This window comes from Amycolatopsis deserti (assembly GCF_014653945.1).
GTDB classification, from domain to species: domain Bacteria; phylum Actinomycetota; class Actinomycetes; order Mycobacteriales; family Pseudonocardiaceae; genus Amycolatopsis_E; species Amycolatopsis_E deserti.
This window is the reverse complement of the sequence record NZ_BNAU01000007.1, coordinates 210,908-228,572: the sequence shown is the minus strand read 5'-3', so window position 1 is coordinate 228,572 and position 17,665 is coordinate 210,908. Positions and strand designations below refer to the sequence as shown.

The window sequence follows — 17,665 nt, the reverse complement described above, 5'->3', positions numbered from 1 at the left end:
TGGGTCGCATGACCACGCCTGTCGCATCCGAACAGACGCAGGTTGAACCACTCGGCACCGAGGCAGGCGCCGCGGACCAGCCGTGGCAGACGATCGTCTGGAACGACCCGGTGAACCTGATGTCGTACGTGACGTACGTCTTCCAGAAGCTGTTCGGCTACAGCCGCGACCACGCCACCAAGCTGATGCTGGACGTGCACCACAAGGGGCGCGCGGTGGTGTCCTCGGGTACCAAGGAGAAGGTCGAGGCGGACGTGACCAAACTGCACGCCGCGGGGCTGTGGGCGACGATGGAGCACTCTTCGTGAGGGGCTGGCAGCGCAAGGGCGGCCGCGTGCACGCCGGGTTCGAGCAGCAGGAGGCCGCGGTGCTGCGCGGCCTGGTCAGCCAGCTCGAGGACATGCTGCGGGCGCGCGCCGAGGAGGCGCCGCAGGACCCGCTGGCCGAGCTGACCGGCATCCGCACCGGCCCGTCGCAGTCGCCGGACGACCCGGTGCTGTCCCGCCTGCTGCCGGACTACCACAAGATCGACCCGGACACGCCCAGCCAGGAGGTGCTGGACTCGGCGAGTGCGCTGCGGTCGCTGCACGAGCCCGAGCTGGTGGACGCGAAGGTCGGCGTCGCCACGGTGGTCATGGAGACCCTGCCGCGCGACGGCGGCGACGTGAAGCTGACCTACGAGCAGGCCGACGCGTGGCTGTCCGCGCTCAACGACGTCCGCCTGGCGCTGGGCACCGCGCTCGACGTCACCGAGGACATGCCCGACGAGCTGCCCGAGGACGACCCGCGGGCGCCGCACCTCGGGGTCTACCACTGGCTGACCTGGGTGCAGGAGAGCCTCGTCCAGGCGCTGACGGCGTGATCACCGACGTGCCCGGGGTGCTGGTCGGGCACCACCACCGGATCGGGGACGGCTGGGCCACCGGGACGACCGTCGTGCTCGCGCCGCCGGGCACCACGGGCGCGGTCGACCAGCGCGGCGGCGCGCCGGGCACCCGCGAGACCAACCTGCTCGAGCCGGAGAACCTGGTCCGCCACGTCGACGCGATCTGCCTGTCCGGCGGCAGCGCGTACGGGCTCGCGGCGGCCGACGGGGTCATGCGGTGGCTGGCCGAGCAGGACCGTGGTTTCCAGGTCGGCGTCGAACCGCACGAGGTGGTGCCGATCGTGCCCGGCGCGGTGATCTTCGACCTGCCGCGCGGCAAGTGGGGCAACCGGCCGGACGCCTCCTTCGGGTACGCCGCGTGCGAGGCGGCGGGTGTCGCGGTCGAGCAGGGCAGCGTCGGCGCCGGCGCGGGGGCGACGGTCGGCTCGTTGAAGGGCGGGGTCGGCACCGCGAGCGAGCGCGTGGGCGACTTCGTGGTCGGCGCGCTGGCGGTGGTCAACGCGCGCGGTGAGGCGGTGTCGTTCGAGACCGGGCGCCCGTTCGCGGCCGACCACGAGGTGGCGGGCGAGTTCGGGGTGCGCTGGCCGGACCGGGCGGCCGCGGTGCCCGGGCGGGAGACGGACCTGAACACCACGATCGGCGTGGTGGCGGTCGACGCGGACCTGTCGAAGGCCGAGTGCCGTCGCTTGGCGGTGGCGGCCCAGGACGGCCTGGCGCGCGCGGTGCGCCCGGCGCACTCGATGTTCGACGGCGACACGGTGTTCGCGCTGGCCACGGGCGCACGGGACCTGCCGGCGGCCGAGGGGCCCTTCGGGGTGACCACGCGCGCGGCCGGGCTGGACGAGCTGTGCACCGCCGCGGCGCGGGTGTTCGCGCGGGCCTGCGTGCACGGGCTGTTGAGCGCGCGGGGCGTGGCCGGGGTGCCCGCGTACCGGGACGTGTGGCCGGAGGCGTTCGAGTAACGCGGCTGGCGGGGTCGCGATCTGATGGCCGTGAAGGGTGCGCAGGGCTGGTCCGTGGTGATCCACGACCACATGAACTCGTCGCCGTCGATCGCCTACGCGATCCAGGAGGCCTTCGGGATCCCGTTCGACCGCGGGCTCGAGCTGGTCGACGAGGTGATCGAGCACGGGCACGCCGAGCTCGCCGTGTGCGCGCAGCGCGAGCAGGCCGAGCAGCTGGTCGCGCACCTACAGGTGCTCGGGGTGGTCGCCGGGCTGCGGGGCTGCTGACGTGGACTTCCTCAACGCCATCCCGCAGCGGGACGGCCAGGTCCTGGTGGAGATGTCGCCGAACGTCGCCGAATGCCTGCACGCCATCGCCCGTGACCTGCTGGTCGCCCTGGAGACCGGCTACCGCGGCCGGCGGCGGCTCCGGGACGAGGACCTGTTCCCCGACGCCTACCAGCTCGCCCGCGACAGCGCGGGTTTCCGGCAGCGGCACGGCGCCGCCATGCGGGCGAGCGTCACCGCGGCCGTGCGCGCCGTCGTGGACAACTACCGGGGGCAAACGGTGTTCACCCTGGACCGCGCCTGGGTGCGGGCCTGGTTCACCACGGTCGCCCACGCCCCCGCTCTCTACGTGCGCAAACCGCGCTGGACGGTGGGCACCTGGACCCGGCTGCCGGTCACCGAGAACGAGGTCAGGCTCTTCTGGCTGCACTACACGCAGGCCGCTCTGGCGCAGGCGTGCGCAGTCTCACTCTGTGAACCCCCGGTGTCCGGCACGTAAGATGTCCGTCGTGCTTCGGATCCGCCGTGAACTCGTCGACGAGATCGTCGCGCACGCCCGCCGGGACCACCCGGACGAGGCGTGCGGGGTGATCGCCGGTCCCGAGGGCTCCGACCGCCCCGAGCGGTTCATCCCGATGCTGAACGCGGCGCGCTCGCCGACGTTCTACGAGTTCGACTCCGGTGACCTGCTCAAGCTCTACCGCGAGATGGACGCGAACGGCGAGGTCCCGGTCGTGATCTACCACTCGCACACCGCGACCGAGGCCTACCCGTCACGCACCGACGTGTCCTACGCCTCCGAGCCCGACGCGCACTACGTGCTGGTCTCCACCCGCGACCCGGAAACCCACGAGTTCCGGTCGTACCGCATCGTGGACGGGGTCATCACCGAGGAGCCCGTGGAGATCACGGAATAACGCCGGGCAGCCCGACGTCTGTCCTGGAAGAAACCCAAGCGGAGGTAGTTACCCATGGCCGTGACCGTGTCCATCCCCACCATCCTGCGTACGCACACGGGTGGTCAGAAGTCGGTCGAGGCGTCCGGCAAGACCGTGCTCGAGGTGATCGACGACATCGAGTCCCGGCACGGCGGCCTCAAGGCCCGCCTGGTCAAGGAGGACAAGCTCCACCGCTTCGTGAACGTTTACGTCAACGACGAGGACGTGCGCTTCGCCGGCGGCCTGGACGCCGAGGTCAAGGACGGCGACACGGTCACCATCCTGCCCGCGGTGGCCGGCGGCGCCCGCTAGGTCATGGCCCGGTACGAATCGCTGCTCGAAGCCCTCGGCGGCACGCCGCTGGTGGGGTTGCCCCGGCTGTCCCCGACGCACGACGTGCGCCTGTGGGCCAAGCTCGAGGACCGCAACCCGACCGGCTCGATCAAGGACCGGCCCGCGCTGGCCATGATCGAGGCCGCCGAGCGCGAGGGCAGGCTGCGCCGGGGGTCCACGATCCTCGAGCCGACCTCCGGCAACACCGGCATCTCGCTCGCGATGGCCGCCAAGCTCAAGGGCTACGGCCTGGTGTGCGTGATGCCGGAGAACACCTCGGCCGAGCGCAAGCAGCTGCTGCAGGCCTACGGCGCGCGGATCGTGTTCTCGCCCGCCGCGGGCGGCTCCAACGAGGCCGTGCGCCGCGCCAAGGAGCTGGCGGAGAAGAACCCGGACTGGGTGATGCTCTACCAGTACGGCAACCCGGCCAACCCGGACGCGCACTACCGCGGCACCGGGCCCGAGCTGCTCAAGGACCTGCCGACGATCACCCACTTCGTCGGTGGCCTGGGCACGACGGGCACGCTGGTCGGCGTCGGCCGGTACCTGCACGAGCAGAAGCCGGACGTGCAGATCATCGCCGCCGAGCCGCGCTACGGCGAGCTGGTTTACGGGCTGCGCAACCTCGACGAGGGGTTCGTGCCGGAGCTGTACGACCCGGACGTGCTCAACGGCCGCTACTCGGTGGGCGCCTACGACGCGCTGCGCCGCACGCGTGAGCTGCTGGAGCACGAGGGCATCTTCGCCGGCATCTCGACCGGCGCGGTGCTGCACGCGGCGCTGGGCGTGGCCGAGAAGGCCGCCGCGAAGGGCGAGAAGGCCGACATCGCGTTCATCGTCGCCGACGCCGGCTGGAAGTACCTGTCCACCGGCGCCTACAGCGGCACGCTGGACGAGGCTGCCGAGCGCCTCGACGGGCAGCTCTGGGCCTGAGCCAGACCCGGGAACGCCCCTCTTCCACCACGGGAGAGGGGCGTTTTCGCTGCCCGGCCGATTCAGGGTTTTCTCCCGATTCCCGGGGGCCGCGCCGCTCGTACCGTGGAGTCATGAGCACGTTGCCCGCACCTCAGGCCGACCAGGCGAAGCGCGTCCTGCCGGCGAAGCCGAAGACCGCCGCGCTCGTGGTGCTGGCGTTCACCGCGCTGCTGTACCTCGTCGAGGGCCTCGACGTCGTGCTGAACAACCGGCTCGACGCCGAGGGCATCGCGCCGCGCTCGCTCGGCGGTCTGGACGGTGTGGTGTGGGCGCCGCTGCTGCACGGCAGCTGGGCGCACCTGCTCGCCAACACGCTGCCGGTCGTGGTGTTCGCCTTCCTCGCGATGGCGAGCGGGATCGCCCGCTGGGCACTGGTGACCGCCACGATCTGGCTGGTCAGCGGGCTGGGCGTGTGGCTGACCGCGGAGCCGGGCACGATCACCATCGGCGCCTCCGGACTGGCCTTCGGATGGCTGGCCTACCTGCTGGTCCGCGGTCTGTTCAACCGCGCGTTCTGGCAGATCGTGCTCGCCGCGGTGCTGATCATCGGCTGGGGCGGGATGCTGTGGGGCGTGCTGCCCGGACAGCCGGGCATCTCGTGGCAGGCGCACCTGTTCGGGGCGCTCGGCGGGGTCCTGGCCGCCTGGTTCGCCGCGCGGTCCGGGCGGAAGCGGGCGGTACCCTCGAACCCGTGAGCAGTCGTGAGGCCCCGATCGGTGTGTTCGATTCCGGCGTCGGGGGCCTCACGGTCGCCCGCGCGATCCTCGGCCAGCTGCCGTCCGAGCAGCTGCGGTACGTCGGGGACACCGCGCACAACCCGTACGGCCCGCTGCCCATCGCACGAGCGCGGGAACTCGCCCTCCAGTCGCTGGACAAGCTCGTCCAGGACGGGGTGAAAGCCCTGGTCATCGCGTGCAACACGGCGTCGGCGGCGTGCCTGCGCGACGCGCGGGAGCGCTACGACGTGCCGGTGATCGAGGTCGTGCTGCCCGCGGTGCGGCGGGCCGTCGCCGCCACCCACACCGGCCGGATCGGCGTGATCGGCACCGAGGGCACCATCCGCTCCCGCGCCTACGAGGACGCCTTCGCCGCCGCGCGGGACGTGTCGGTCACCAGCGTCGCGTGCCCCCGGTTCGTGGACTTCGTCGAGCGCGGTGTCACCTCCGGGCGCCAGGTGCTCGGCCTCGCGCAGGGCTACCTCGAACCGCTGCTGCGCGCCGAGGTGGACACGCTCGTGCTGGGCTGCACGCACTACCCGTTGCTGACCGGGGTCCTGCAGATCGTCATGGGGCCGGACGTCACGCTCGTGTCCAGCGCCGAGGAGACCGCCAAGGACGTCGTCCGCGTGCTCACCGAACGGGACATGCTGGCCGACCGGGACACCCCGCCCCAGCACGAGTTCATCGCCACCGGCTCGCCGGAGCCGTTCGTCCGGCTCGCGCAGCGTTTCATGGGATTCGCACCCGGTGTGCTCTCGCCGCTGAGCGCCTGAGCTGGCAGGGTGTTCTTCCGTGCGACTGACGATCCTCGGTTGCTCGGGCAGCGTTCCCGGCCCGGGCGAGCCCGCGTCCGGGTACCTGCTCGAAGCGGACGGCTTCCTGCTCGGCCTCGAGTTCGGCAACGGCGTGTTCGCCGAGCTGCAGAAGCGGCGTGACCCGTTCGACCTCGACGCGCTCGTGCTGTCGCACCTGCACCCGGACCACTGCGCGGACTTCAGCGCGCTCACCGTGCTGCGCCGCTACCACCCGGCCCCGCCCTACGACACCACCGCGCGCCGGCTCCCGGTGCACGGCCCGGCGAACGCGCCGGTCCGGCTGGCGATGGCGTACGCGCCGAACGAGACGGAACTGGCCGAGACCGACCTGTCCGACGTCTACGAGTTCCACGCGCTGTCCGCCGAGCCGGTGAAAATCGGCCCGTTCGAGGTGACCGCGATCCCGGTGTTCCACCCGACCGAAGCGTTCGGGCTACGGGTGCGCCACGGCGGCCGGACGCTGGCCTACACCGGCGACACCGGGCCCTGCGACACCCTCACCGACCTGGTCCGCGACGTCGACGTGCTGCTCGCCGAGGCGTCCTGGACCGACGCCGCGGACCGGCCGCCGGGCGTGCACCTGTCCGGCAAGCAGGCGGGCGAGCTGGCGCGGGACGCGGGCGTGGAGCGGCTGCTCATCACGCACGTCGCGCCGTGGAGCGACCGGAGCGCCATCCTGGCCGAGGCGCGAGCGGTCTTCCCCGGCGCGACGCTCGTCGAGCGGGGCGCGGTCTACGACGTCTGAGGCCCGCAGCGCCGCCCAGCAGGCCAGCCCGATGGGGATGATCAGCCAGCAGGACAGCAGCCGGTAGACCAGCACGGCGGCGGCCGCGGCCGGTTCCGCCGCGCCCGCCGAGACCAGGCCGGTGAGCAGGCTGATCTCGATGACGCCGATGCCGCCCGGCGTGAGCGGGATCTGCCGCACGAGCTGCACCGCGAGGTAGAGCGTCGCCAGTTCGAGCGGACCGAGGCCGATGCCGGCGGCACGGGCGGCCGCGATCAGGCAGACGAGGTCACCCAGCCAGTTCGCGGTCGCCGCGGCCAGCGCGAGGAGCCAGTGCCGCGGAGCGACCGCGCTCGAGCGCCGGGACACCAGCGTGACCAGTACGACCGAGCCCGCGACGAGTGCCACCGCGGCCGCCGGGTGGATCGCGGCGAGCGCCCCGGTGCCGTAGAGCAGCGCCAGCCCGAGCGCCGAGAGGATGCCGGAGAGGACCATCACCGCGGCGGCCGCTTTCCGGTCCGCGCCACCGGCCCGGAACTGGGCGAAGGCGTACGCGGCGGACACGGCCGACCCGGCGGGCAGGCTGATCGAGATGGCGGAGCGGCTGTAGGTCAGGGCCAGCACGCGTCGGCGTCGCAGGGTCACCCCGAACGCGGTCAGCAGCCGTCGCTGCTGGCGGGCGAACATGCCCATCGACACGAACTCGGCGGCCGCCGCGACGGCCAGCCAGCGGGGGTCCGCCTCGCGCAGCGCGGCGCCGATCGCCGGCGGCGAGGGGAGACGGTCGCGCAGGGTCAGGACCACGATCGCCAGCACGGCCACGAGCCCGAGGCCGGTCAAGAGTCTGCGCCGCATCACGCACCCCCTAATTCACCTTACGATGAATTCTCCTCCGTGGAGCGCGGTTGTCAACGTGCGATGAATTACGCGGGGAGGTAGTCCTCGGCCAGGGCGTCCGCGTACGCGTGGAAGAGCGCGACGAAGTTCAGCGTCCCGCCGGGCACGTCGAACTCGGCCAGGTCGTAGGCCAGGTGCGATCCGCGGTGGGCGGGGACGTCGTTGGTGACGTCGGTGAACCAGTCGAGGAAGGTCAGCTGTCGCTGATCGCCGGGGCCGACCGGCGGCGTGAGCAGGTCGAGCAGCATCGGGCGGTTGCGCAGCGTCCAGCGGTAGAACTCGGAGAACTGGTAGAAGCGCTCCTCGACCGGCGTGGCCGCGACGCCGTGCACCTGCTCGGCCAGCGCGACGCCGTACTCGGTGGACGCCTGCTCGGCCTCGCTCCACGCGCGGTCGTGCGCCGATCGGGCGGACAGGCGTCCGTCACGCAGGCGGGTGAGATAGCTCGCCCACAGTGGCGCACCGGGGTTGCCGAAGGTGTCCGTGCTGTCCCCGCGGGCCAGGGCGATGCCCCGTTCGACGCCCTCCAGGATCCCGGCATCCACATAGGACACCCAGGTGCCGGACGCGCCCAGACCGCGGTCGGCGAAGAACCGCAGGACGCCCTCGATGTTGCGCCAGCGCGGCGCGTAGCCCGGGACGATGTCCGCCGCCGGGCCCGCGGCGAGTTCACGCACGAACGCCAGCCGGTCCGGGATCGACATCGCGTCGATGTCCTCGACGGTGCAGGTCAGCGTGTTCGCGCAGGTGGCCGTGGCGGCGGTGGCGGGAGTGGCGGTCAGGCACAGCAGGCAGGCGAGCAGGGTCGCGAAGGCGGCGCGCATGAACAGGCACAGTAGCGGGGTTCTACGCTGCACGCGTGGTGCGAAAAGACGGCAGGAACGACGACCAGCTCCGCGACGTGAAGATCACGCGGGGATTCCAGCAGTGGCCGGCCGGCTCGGTGCTCATCGAGTTCGGCAACACGAAGGTGCTCTGCGCGGCGAGCGTCAGCGAGGGTGTGCCGCGGTGGCGGACCGGATCGGGCTTGGGCTGGGTCACGGCCGAGTACGCCATGCTGCCCTCGGCCACGCACGACCGCAGTGACCGCGAGTCGGTCAAGGGCCGCATCGGCGGGCGGACCCACGAGATCAGCCGGCTCATCGGCCGTTCCCTGCGGGCCTGCATCGACCTGGCCGCGCTGGGCGAGAACACGATCCAGCTCGACTGCGACGTGATCCAGGCCGACGGCGGCACCCGGACGGCCGCGATCACCGGCGCGTACGTGGCGCTGGCCGACGCCGTCACCTGGCTCGCGGCGGCCGGGCGGCTGGCCGATCCGCAACCGCTTTCGGCGATGGTATCGGCGGTCAGCGTCGGCGTGGTGGACGGGCGCGTGCGCCTGGACCTGCCCTACGAGGAGGACTCGCGGGCCGAGGTCGACATGAACGTCGTCGCCACCGACGCCGGCACGCTGATCGAGGTGCAGGGCACCGGCGAGGGCGCGACCTTCACCCGCTCCACTTTGGACAAGATGCTGGACCTGGCGCAGACCGGGTGCGCGGAGCTGACCCGGCTGCAGTCGGCCGCGCTGGCCGAGCCGTACCCCTACGAGCTGCCGGAGCCGGTCGCGGGCAAGAAGAAGGGCTCGAAGTGACCCGGGTCCTGCTCGCCACCCGCAACGCCAAGAAGCTCGGCGAGCTGCGGCGGATCCTCGCGGCCGAGGGCATCGAGGGGCTCGAGGTGGTCGGCCTGGCCGACGTGCCGGAGTTCCCCGAGGCGCCGGAGACGGGCGCGACGTTCGAGGAGAACGCGGTCGCCAAGGCCAGGGACGCCGTCGCGGCCACCGGCCTGCCCGCCGTCGCGGACGACTCCGGCCTGGCGGTCGACGCGCTGAACGGGATGCCCGGCGTGCTGTCCGCGCGCTGGGCCGGCCGGCACGGCGACGACCAGGCGAACCTGGACCTGGTGCTCGCGCAGCTGAGCGACACGCCGGACGAGCGCCGGGGCGCGGGCTTCGTGTGCGCCGCGGCGCTGGTGCTGCCGGGCGGCGCGGAGACGGTCGTGCGCGGCGAGTGGCGCGGCCGGCTGATCCGGAAGCCGCGCGGCACCAACGGGTTCGGGTACGACCCGATCTTCGTGCCGGAGGGGGAGAGCCGCACGTCGGCGGAGATGGAACCGGCCGAGAAGGACGCGGCCTCGCACCGGGGCCGCGCGCTGCGAGCGCTGCTGCCCGCGCTGCGCGAGCTGGCCGGACGCTGAGAAGTGGAGCCCCGGGAGCCACCCGCTCGGATGGCTCCCGGGAGTTCAGGCGGCCGCCGGGAGATCGGCGGGTACGAGGCGGAACGAGACGGTCTGACCCGGCCGCGCCTGGGCCATCACCGGCAGGTCGTCGGTCAGCACGACGCCGATCACCGGGTACCCGCCGGTCACCGGGTGGTCGGCGAGGAACACCAGCGGCAGCCCCGACGGCGGCACCTGGATCGCGCCCGGCACCATGCCCTCGCTGAGCAGCTCGCCTTCCCGCGACCGCTCCAGCGCCGGACCGGCGAGCCGGACGCCGACGCGGTTGCTCTCCGAGGTCACCTCGTAGGTCGCCGTCGAGAACGTCTTCAGCGCCTCGGGCGTGAACCAGTCGTCCCGCGGGCCGGGCATGACCCGCACGGTCAGCGCGAACCCGGCCGGATCGGGCACCGGCGCGACCTCGACCGAGGGCAGCGGACCGCACTCGTCGGTGCCGATCGGCAGCACGTCACCCTCGCTCAACGCGGCGGGGCCGAGCCCGGCCAGCAGGTCCGTCGAACGGGACTCCAGCACCTTGTCCACGCCGATCCCGCCGCGCACCGCCAGGTACGTGCGCAGCCCGGAGGTCGGCGCGCCCAGCGTCAGCTCCTCGCCCGGCCAGACGGTGAACGGCGCGTTCATCGCCTCACCGCGGCCGCCGCGCCGGATCGGACACGGCGCGCCGGTCACCACGACCCGCGCCACCTGCCGGAACCGCAGCACCAGACCGCCGAAGGTGGTCTCCAGGACCGCGGCGCCGTCCAGGTTGCCGACGAGCCGGTTCGCCAGCGCGGCCGACCGCCGGTCGGCCGCCCCGGACCGGCCGACCCCCAGGGCGGCCAGTCCGGGACGTCCCAGGTCCTGCACCGTGGTCAGCGGACCCGGCCGCACCACCTCGATCATCGAACCTCCCGGAAGCGGATGCGGGTGCCCGGCCGCAGCAGGGCGGGCGGGCGGCGGGCCGGGTCCCACAGCGGGACCTCGGTGCGGCCGACCAGCTGCCAGCCACCGGGCGAGGACCGCGGGTAGATGCCGGTGAACTCACCGGCGATGGCGACCGCCCCGGCCGGCACGTGCGTCCGGGGCGTGGCCCGCCGCGGCAGGTGCAGCTTCGGGTGCAGCCCGGTCAGGTAACCGAAACCGGGCGCGAACCCGCCGAACGCCACCGTGTACTCGGCGGCGGTGTGCATCTCGACCACACCGTCCGCGCCGAGGCCGGTGTGCTTGCCGACCTCGGCCAGGTCGGCACCGTCGTAGTACACGGGGATCTCCACCAGCTCGCCGCGCATCGCCTGGGCGGGCACCGGTTCGGTGCCCGCCAGCAGCTCCACCAGCTCGCCGGCGCCGATCACGGCCGGGTCGAAGCGCACCAGGAGGGTGCGCGCCGCCGGCACCAGTTCCGTCACGCCGTCGGGACGAGGGTCGGACAGCGCGGAGTACAGGCCGAGCACCGCGTCGATCCCGCCGGTGTCCCCGACGTCGACCAGCAGCGCCTGGTCCCCGCATCGCCGGATGTTCATGCGAAGCTCCGCACCTCGACCCCGGCCGACACCAGCGCGGACCGGGCCGCGGTGGCCAGTTCCACCGCGCCCGGGGTGTCGCTGTGCACGCACAGCGAACCCGCCTGGAGGGGGATGACCGTGCCGTCCACGGCCACCACCTCGCCGTCCCGCACCAGCCGGACGCACCGCCGCGCCACCTCGTCCGCGTCGGTCAGCACCGCGCCCGGCTCGCGCCGGGGGAGGAGCCGCCCGTCGGGCGAGTAGCCGCGGTCGGCGAAGGCCTCGGCGATGGTGGTCAGCCCGGCCTCGGCGGCCCGCGCCAGCCACCGGGACCCCGGCTGGCCGAGCACGGGCAGCGTCGGGTCGTACTGCCACACCGCCTCGGCCACCGCGCCCGCCTGCTTCTCGTGCGTGGCGATGGCGTTGTACAGCGCGCCGTGCGGCTTGACGTAGGCGATCTCGCCGCCCGACGCGCCGGCCAGTGCGTCGAGCGCACCCAGCTGGTAGAGGATTTCGTCGATCAGTTCGACGGGGTCCACGTCGAGGAACCGGCGGCCGAACCCGGCCAGGTCCCGGTACCCGACGTGGGCTCCGATGGTGACCCCGCGCTTCACCGCCGCTTCGCACACGTGCCGCATGGTCGAGGGGTCACCGGCGTGGAAGCCGCAGGCCACGTTGGCGCCGGTCACGACGTCCAGCAGGGCTTCGTCATCGGCGATCCGCCAGGCGCCGAACCCTTCGCCCACGTCGCAGTTCAGGTCGATGGTGGCGGTGGTCGCGGGGGCGCTCATCGTGCGACTTCCACCGTCTCGCTCGCGGCCACGACCGGCTCCTCCTCCGGAGCCCGGCGGCTCAGGGCGACACCGATACCGGTCACGATCGCGGTCACCAGGACGTACAGCGCCACCGCGACCCACGAGTCGTAGCTGTCGAGCAGGGCCGTGAAGATCAGCGGCGCGACCGCGCCACCGACCACACCGGCGAGGGTGTAGGCCAGCGAGCTACCGGTGTAGCGCAGGCGCTCGGAGAACTGCTCGGTGATCATCGCGGCCTGCGGGCCGTAGAGCACGGCGTGGATCGCCAGCGCGACGACCATGCCGACCGCGATCGCCAGGTAGGACTTGCTGCCCGCCAGCGGGAAGAACAGGAACGGCCAGATCGCCGCGGCGATGGTGCCGATCGCGTACATCTTGCGGCGGCTGACGCGGTCGGACAGCGCGCCCGCGGCCGGCATCAGGAACAGCTGGAACGCCGAACCGATCATCACCGCGGTCAGGCCCTGGCTGCGGCTCATGCCCAGCTCGCTGGTCATGTAGGTGAGGACGAAGACGGTGAACAGCGAGTACAGGACGTCCGGGCAGATGCGGATCAGGATGCCGGCGATCAGGGCACGCGGCTCCTGGGTGAAGACCTCCTTGATCGGGGCCTTCGGCTTCTCGCCCTGCTCGGCGATCTTCTTGAAGACCGGGGTCTCCTCGAGCTTCATCCGCAGCCACAGGCCGAACAGCACCAGGACACCGGACAGCAGGAACGCGATGCGCCAGCCCCAGGACTCGAAGGCCGCCGTGCTCAGCGTCGCGGCGAGCAGCGCGATCACACCGTTGGCCAGCAGGTTGCCCGCCGGCGGGCCGATCTGGGCGGCGGAGGCCCAGAAGCCGCGCTTCTTCGGATCGCCGAACTCACTGGACAGCAGCACCGCGCCGCCCCACTCGCCACCGACACCGACACCCTGCGCGAACCGCAGTGCCACGAGCAGCACGGCGGCCCAGCCGCCGATCGCGGCGTGGGTCGGCAGGACGCCGATCAGGAAGGTGGCGATACCGGTCAGCAGGAGGGTGAACACCAGGACCTGCTTGCGGCCGAGCTTGTCGCCGAGGCGGCCGAAGATGAACCCGCCGAGCGGGCGGGCGAGGTAACCCACGGCATAGGTGGAGAACGCCGCCATCGTGCCGGCGAGGCTGTCACCCGACGGGAAGAACAGCTTGCCGAACAGCGTCGCGGCAGCCACCGAGTAGGCCGCGAAGTCGTAGTACTCGAGAGTGGTGCCGGACAGGCTAGCCACGAACGCACGGCGCAGTGAGCGCTTGTCCGTGGGCTCAGTCGAAGCGGTCATCACGATGTCCATCCATCGAAGGGGAGTGAGGTAGGTCATGAAGTTAGGGATTGTTGAACGATCCGTCAATACTTTCGAGGAACATGGATCGCTCTTCGAAGCGTCTGGATAGACTTTTCGTAGAACAAGTCGCAGGTTGGACCGTCCTTCGATGGACTGGTTAAGTTTCCGTTACACGGTCCGACCCTGAAAACACCGGAGGCCCCGCGTGACCACCGACGCCGAGTCCACGGGCTCGATCCTCAGCACCGGCCTCGAGGCCGATCGCCTGCTGCTGGGGCGCACGAGCACGGCCGAACGGCTGGCGGACATCCTGCGGGGACGCATCACCGAGGGCTTCTTCGAACCCGGCAGCCGATTGTCCGAGGAGGCGATCGGCGGGGCGCTGGGCGTCTCGCGGAACACGCTGCGTGAGGCGTTCCGGCTGCTGACGCACGAGAAGCTGCTGGTCCACGAGCTGAACCGGGGCGTCTTCGTGCGGCGGCTCTCGGTCGAGGACGTGATCGACCTGTACAAGGTGCGCAAGCTCGTGCAGTGCGCCGTGCTGCGGGAGATCACCAGCCCGCCGGGGGACAAGCTGCAGGCGGTGGAGGCCGCGGTCGCCGACGGGGAGGACGCCAAGAAGCGTCAGGCCTGGCGCGAGCTGGGCACCGCCAACATCCACTTCCACCAGGCGCTGATCACCCTCGCGGGCAGCCCCCGGGTGGACGAGCTGGTCCGCGGACTGCTCGCCGAACTGCGGCTGGTGTTCCACGTGATGGCCGACCCGCAGCCCTTCCACGAGCCGTACCTGGAGCGCAACCGGGAGATCCTGGAGACGCTGCGCACGGGCGACGGCGCCACGGCGGAGCGCCAGCTGGCCGCATACCTGGACGATGCGGAGAAGCAGCTGGTGGAGGCCTACCGCCGGGTGATGTGAGCCGCGAGCGGCAAACACGCCGCGGCGGGCGGCTAACGCGCCGCGGCGGGCGGCCAACACGGCCCCGCGAGCGGCCAGCACGCGCGTGTTTGCCGTTGCGGGTGGCGTGTTGGCCGGTTCGGGCGGGCGCCGGTGAGAACTCAGGCGGAGATCTTCAAGTCCTTCAGCAGCTTCGCCACGTGACCGGTCGCCCGGACGTTGTACATCGCCTTCACGATCGTGCCCTCGGGGTCGATCACGAACGTCGAGCGGATCACGCCCTGCACGATCCGGCCGTAGTTCTTCTTCTCGCCGAACGCGCCCCACTCCGTGAGCACCGTCTTGTCCGGATCGGACAGCAGCGGGAACGTCAGGCCCTCCGCCTCGGCGAACTTCGCCAGCTTCTCCGGCTTGTCCGGCGACACGCCGAGCACCTGGTAGCCGGCCCCGTCGAGCTCGCCGAGGTTGTCCCGGAAGTCGCAGGCCTGCTTGGTGCACCCGGGCGTGCCGGCCGCGGGGTAGAAGTACACGACGACGTGCTTGCCCCGGAAGTCCGACAGCGAGACCTGCTTGCCCGTGCTGTCGGGAAGGGTGAAGTCGGGGGCCTTGTCGCCGGCGGTGAGACGTTGCGGGTCGGTCATGCCCCGAGCGTATCCGGGCGAGGAGTCAGGCGGGCCCGCAGTACACGGCGATCACCGGGCTGGTCGCGGTGGGCCGCAGGGTCAGCCGCATCTCGGCGGGCTCCGGCGGCGCGGTGAAGGCCAGGTTCAGCCGCACGTCGCGCCCGGGCTGCACGTCCTTGCCCGCGTCGACGATCCCGCTGTAGCCCTGCGTCGAGTCCACCACCTGCTTGGACGCCACGTCCCCGACGGTCGCCGACACGCTCAGCCCGGACAACCGGTACGGCTGGTCGCCGTCGTTGCGGATGATGATCTCGAACGCCACGGCCCGGTCGCTGCGCGGATACGCGCTTTCGCTGGGCTTGAACGGTTTCGGCGCGGACACCGACACCGCGACCCCGTCGCCGAACCGGAACTGGCCGCCGAAGTCCAGGGTGCGCAGCGCGGGAACCGCCTGCTGGATCGCCACGTCACCACCGGTGCTCGTCGACCCGCCCTCGACCTGCGCCGGCGCACCGCAAGCGGTCACCGCCACCAGGGCGAGAGCGGCCATCGCGTGCCTCGGGGTGCGCACAGGGGCCACTTCCTCACGTCTTCACTGCGCCCGGCTGGTCCGTTCGGGGTAGGTATTTCCGCCGGGCGCGCTCCACTCTGTCGCTACTCGCGAGTGCGTGCGAGTCACCAAGCGGGGTTGACGCGGACCTGGTGTCGGGCTGTGGCCGATCCGTGACCGGAGCGGCACCAGCCGTGATGGCGCTCACCCGCAGAGGTTCAGACCGCCATCGCGAGGAAGAGGATGAAGGTGCCGCAGCCGACCAGCCACGCCACGATCAGCCAGCCGAAATCGCGCCACGGGTCGACCGTGTGGTTGTCCTCGCCGGGCACGTAGACGCCGCGCTGCTCGAACCAGTCCGCCACGCTGCTCACCCACGACAAGGGGTTGCGTCCCGCCACGCTCACCTCCGGTATCGCGCGATCACGGTCACAGTATCGGGTGGGCAGAGCTATCGGCTTGTCACGGTGCGTACGACATTTGGCCTATCGAGTGTGACCTCAGTCACGACCTAAGGCAACGAACTGATAACAACAGTAATCATGTCGCGGGCAGTAAGCGGATTTGGAGAGGTTCAGCGTGACGAGCGACGACAAAGACACTCGAGCGAGTGCCACGACGCGGCAGATCAGTGTCGCGGAGTTGCTGCACCGGGAAGGCGTCACGCAGGAGTTCACCGCGGTGAAGCTGCCGAAGGAGCCGGTGGACGACTCCGGCATCACCCCGGAGATGGCCGAGGCGCCCACCGTGCGCATCCCGGCGGCCAGCATCCTGCGCCGCGAGAGCGAGCCGGGCAGCCGGTGGGACAAGCGCAAGGCCGGCCGCATCGGCGCGCTCGCGGCGGGTGTGGCGGCGCTGGCCGGTGTCGCGGTCAGCACCCTGACCACCGGGCAGCTGCACGACGCGGCGGCGCCCGGCGGGGCGGGCGGCGGCCCGGACACGAGCACCGGCCACACGTCGACGAGCACGATCGCCGCTCCGCAGCAGCAGTTGCTGGCCAGCAGCACGCCGACCTCGACCAGCTCCGAGCTTCCGCCGTCGGGCAGCGCGTCCTCGCAGGCGCAGACGCAGGCGGCCCAGCAGGGTGGCACCGGCGGCTCGAGCAGCCAGGCGCGCAGCGGCCAGTCCACGACCGGCCGTGACACGACGGCCGCGCCGTCGACCACCTCGGCCGCCCCGGCGCCCGCCGCGGGCACTAGCGGGACCCAGGCCCAGGCCACCAGCCCGCGGGCGACCACGACGCCCCAGACCACGACACCCCAGCCCACGACCGAGCCGACCTCGGAGCAGCCGAGCAGCTCGCCGCAGTCGACCCAGCCGACCACCAAGAAGAACGGCGGCCTGCTGGACGTCGTGGGCGGCCTGGTCGGCGGTCTGCTCGGCGGCTGACCCCTCGACGCGAACCGAAGGCCACTCCCGCGGGAGTGGCCTTCGTCGTGTTCAGCGGGGCATGCGCCGCCAGATCGCCCGCGGCAGCAGCCGCATCAGGAAGAACACCGGGCGCAGCACGGGCGGCACCCAGACCTCCCCGCGTCCCCGCCGCAGCGCCCGCACCGTCGCCGTCGCGACCTGTTCGGGCGTGCTGGAGAACGGGGCGGGCGACATGCCCTCGGTCATCCGCCCGATCACGAACCCCGGGCGCACCAGCAGCAGCCGCACGCCGCTGCCGTGCAACGCGTCGGCCAGGCCGCTGGCGAACCCGTCCAGCCCGGCCTTCGCCGAGCCGTACACGTAGTTCGCCCGCCGCACCCGCACCCCGGCGACCGAGGAGAACACCACGAGCTGTCCGCTGCCCTGCGCGCGCAACAGGTTCGCCAGCTCGGTCAGGATGCTCACGTGCGCGACGTAGTCCGTGTGGATCACGGCCATCGCGTGCGCCGCGTCGCGTTCGGCCCGCTCCTGGTCGCCCAGGATCCCGAACGCGACCACGACCGTCTCCAGTGGACCGTGCTCGGCGACCACCGCGTCCAGCACCTCGCGGTGCCGCGCCACGTCGTCGGCGTCGAACTCGACCCGCGCCACCTCGGACGCGCCGGCCCGGCGCAGCGACGCCTCTTCGTCGTCGAGGTCGCCGCTGCGCCGGGCCGCCAGCACGAACTTCCGCTCACCGTCCACGAGTTTCCGTGCGACGGCGAGGCCGATCTCACTGCGCCCGCCGAGCACCAGCACCGTTCCGCTCACGCGGGGCAGTCTGCCTG

General features: G+C 72.1%; 24 protein-coding genes and 1 pseudogene. 15 read left to right on the top strand and 10 right to left on the bottom strand.

Annotated features, from left to right (window positions below; genetic code table 11):
- Positions 1-8 precede the first annotated feature (8 nt).
- The 11 genes from clpS (at position 9) to IE290_RS38005 (ending at position 6,643) form a co-directional block, all read left to right on the top strand.
- Complete coding sequence (gene clpS / locus IE290_RS27805) at positions 9-308, top strand: ATP-dependent Clp protease adapter ClpS (RefSeq protein ID WP_191247654.1); 300 nt, start codon at positions 9-11, stop codon at positions 306-308.
- Complete coding sequence (locus IE290_RS27800) at positions 305-862, top strand: DUF2017 domain-containing protein (protein WP_191247653.1); 558 nt, start codon at positions 305-307, stop codon at positions 860-862. Before clpS ends, IE290_RS27800 begins: the two co-directional genes overlap by 4 nt.
- Positions 859-1,848, top strand: a complete 990-nt coding sequence (locus tag IE290_RS27795) for a P1 family peptidase (RefSeq protein ID WP_191247652.1) — start codon at positions 859-861, stop codon at positions 1,846-1,848. The genes IE290_RS27800 and IE290_RS27795 overlap by 4 nt, the downstream gene beginning before the upstream one ends.
- Before the next feature lie 24 nt (positions 1,849-1,872).
- Positions 1,873-2,118 (top strand): ATP-dependent Clp protease adaptor ClpS, encoded by a 246-nt coding sequence (locus IE290_RS27790; RefSeq protein ID WP_191247651.1) that lies wholly within the window; start codon positions 1,873-1,875, stop codon positions 2,116-2,118.
- A 1-nt stretch (position 2,119) separates the two neighbouring features.
- A complete protein-coding gene (locus tag IE290_RS27785) occupies positions 2,120-2,617 on the top strand; it encodes a hypothetical protein (protein WP_191247650.1) in 498 nt (165 codons plus the stop codon).
- A gap of 1 nt (position 2,618) precedes the next feature.
- Positions 2,619-3,035, top strand: a complete 417-nt coding sequence (locus IE290_RS27780; protein ID WP_191247649.1) for a M67 family metallopeptidase — start codon at positions 2,619-2,621, stop codon at positions 3,033-3,035.
- 54 nt (positions 3,036-3,089) lie between these two features.
- Positions 3,090-3,368: a MoaD/ThiS family protein gene (locus IE290_RS27775; RefSeq protein WP_191247648.1), complete on the top strand. Its 279-nt coding sequence runs from the start codon at positions 3,090-3,092 to the stop codon at positions 3,366-3,368.
- Between the two features lie 3 nt (positions 3,369-3,371).
- A complete protein-coding gene (locus IE290_RS27770; protein WP_191247647.1) occupies positions 3,372-4,322 on the top strand; it encodes a PLP-dependent cysteine synthase family protein in 951 nt (316 codons plus the stop codon).
- Positions 4,323-4,435: 113 nt separating this feature from the next.
- Complete coding sequence (locus IE290_RS27765) at positions 4,436-5,059, top strand: rhomboid family intramembrane serine protease (protein WP_191247646.1); 624 nt, start codon at positions 4,436-4,438, stop codon at positions 5,057-5,059.
- Positions 5,056-5,856 (top strand): glutamate racemase, encoded by an 801-nt coding sequence (gene murI / locus IE290_RS27760; RefSeq protein WP_191247645.1) that lies wholly within the window; start codon positions 5,056-5,058, stop codon positions 5,854-5,856. The genes IE290_RS27765 and murI overlap by 4 nt, the downstream gene beginning before the upstream one ends.
- Before the next feature lie 19 nt (positions 5,857-5,875).
- Positions 5,876-6,643, top strand: a complete 768-nt coding sequence (locus IE290_RS38005; RefSeq protein WP_229874743.1) for an MBL fold metallo-hydrolase — start codon at positions 5,876-5,878, stop codon at positions 6,641-6,643.
- Positions 6,644-6,682: 39 nt separating this feature from the next.
- Here IE290_RS38005 and IE290_RS38710 read toward each other — a convergent pair.
- Together IE290_RS38710 and IE290_RS27750 are read right to left on the bottom strand one after the other, a co-directional pair.
- Positions 6,683-7,117: pseudogene (locus IE290_RS38710) on the bottom strand (lysylphosphatidylglycerol synthase domain-containing protein); the annotation flags it as partial.
- Between the two features lie 428 nt (positions 7,118-7,545).
- Positions 7,546-8,343 (bottom strand): hypothetical protein, encoded by a 798-nt coding sequence (locus IE290_RS27750; RefSeq protein WP_191247643.1) that lies wholly within the window; start codon positions 8,341-8,343, stop codon positions 7,546-7,548.
- A 35-nt stretch (positions 8,344-8,378) separates the two neighbouring features.
- On the opposite strand from IE290_RS27750, the gene rph reads away from it, so the two are divergent.
- Together rph and rdgB are read left to right on the top strand one after the other, a co-directional pair.
- Entirely contained in the window at positions 8,379-9,155 is a 777-nt protein-coding gene (gene rph, locus IE290_RS27745) for a ribonuclease PH (protein WP_094008991.1), read from the top strand.
- Entirely contained in the window at positions 9,152-9,760 is a 609-nt protein-coding gene (gene rdgB, locus IE290_RS27740) for an RdgB/HAM1 family non-canonical purine NTP pyrophosphatase (RefSeq protein ID WP_191247642.1), read from the top strand. The genes rph and rdgB overlap by 4 nt, the downstream gene beginning before the upstream one ends.
- Positions 9,761-9,805: 45 nt before the next feature.
- Here the strand turns inward: rdgB and IE290_RS27735 are convergent, their stop codons facing one another.
- From IE290_RS27735 to IE290_RS27720, 4 genes are read right to left on the bottom strand one after another with little or no spacing between them, the layout of a single operon-like run.
- The gene (locus IE290_RS27735; RefSeq protein WP_191247641.1) at positions 9,806-10,684 is read right to left on the bottom strand and encodes a 5-oxoprolinase subunit C family protein; all 879 of its coding nucleotides are present in this window, start codon (positions 10,682-10,684) and stop codon (positions 9,806-9,808) included.
- Positions 10,681-11,301, bottom strand: a complete 621-nt coding sequence (pxpB, locus tag IE290_RS27730) for a 5-oxoprolinase subunit PxpB (RefSeq protein ID WP_191247640.1) — start codon at positions 11,299-11,301, stop codon at positions 10,681-10,683. Before pxpB ends, IE290_RS27735 begins: the two co-directional genes overlap by 4 nt.
- Positions 11,298-12,074, bottom strand: a complete 777-nt coding sequence (locus IE290_RS27725; protein WP_191247639.1) for a LamB/YcsF family protein — start codon at positions 12,072-12,074, stop codon at positions 11,298-11,300. Before IE290_RS27725 ends, pxpB begins: the two co-directional genes overlap by 4 nt.
- Positions 12,071-13,408 (bottom strand): MFS transporter, encoded by a 1,338-nt coding sequence (locus IE290_RS27720; protein WP_191247638.1) that lies wholly within the window; start codon positions 13,406-13,408, stop codon positions 12,071-12,073. Before IE290_RS27720 ends, IE290_RS27725 begins: the two co-directional genes overlap by 4 nt.
- Before the next feature lie 196 nt (positions 13,409-13,604).
- Between IE290_RS27720 and IE290_RS27715 the strand changes: the two genes are divergently transcribed.
- Complete coding sequence (locus IE290_RS27715; RefSeq protein WP_191247637.1) at positions 13,605-14,315, top strand: GntR family transcriptional regulator; 711 nt, start codon at positions 13,605-13,607, stop codon at positions 14,313-14,315.
- 140 nt (positions 14,316-14,455) lie between these two features.
- Here the strand turns inward: IE290_RS27715 and bcp are convergent, their stop codons facing one another.
- The 3 genes from bcp to IE290_RS27700 form a co-directional block, all read right to left on the bottom strand.
- Positions 14,456-14,935 (bottom strand): thioredoxin-dependent thiol peroxidase, encoded by a 480-nt coding sequence (gene bcp / locus IE290_RS27710; RefSeq protein WP_191247636.1) that lies wholly within the window; start codon positions 14,933-14,935, stop codon positions 14,456-14,458.
- Positions 14,936-14,960: 25 nt separating this feature from the next.
- A complete protein-coding gene (locus IE290_RS27705; protein WP_229874741.1) occupies positions 14,961-15,488 on the bottom strand; it encodes a hypothetical protein in 528 nt (175 codons plus the stop codon).
- A 197-nt stretch (positions 15,489-15,685) separates the two neighbouring features.
- Positions 15,686-15,868 (bottom strand): hypothetical protein, encoded by a 183-nt coding sequence (locus IE290_RS27700; protein WP_017987385.1) that lies wholly within the window; start codon positions 15,866-15,868, stop codon positions 15,686-15,688.
- Between the two features lie 178 nt (positions 15,869-16,046).
- On the opposite strand from IE290_RS27700, the gene IE290_RS27695 reads away from it, so the two are divergent.
- Complete coding sequence (locus tag IE290_RS27695; RefSeq protein WP_191247635.1) at positions 16,047-16,856, top strand: hypothetical protein; 810 nt, start codon at positions 16,047-16,049, stop codon at positions 16,854-16,856.
- 51 nt (positions 16,857-16,907) lie between these two features.
- Here the strand turns inward: IE290_RS27695 and dprE2 are convergent, their stop codons facing one another.
- On the bottom strand, positions 16,908-17,648 hold the full coding sequence (gene dprE2, locus IE290_RS27690; RefSeq protein WP_191247634.1) for a decaprenylphospho-beta-D-erythro-pentofuranosid-2-ulose 2-reductase: 741 nt from the start codon (positions 17,646-17,648) through the stop codon (positions 16,908-16,910).
- Positions 17,649-17,665 lie beyond the last annotated feature (17 nt).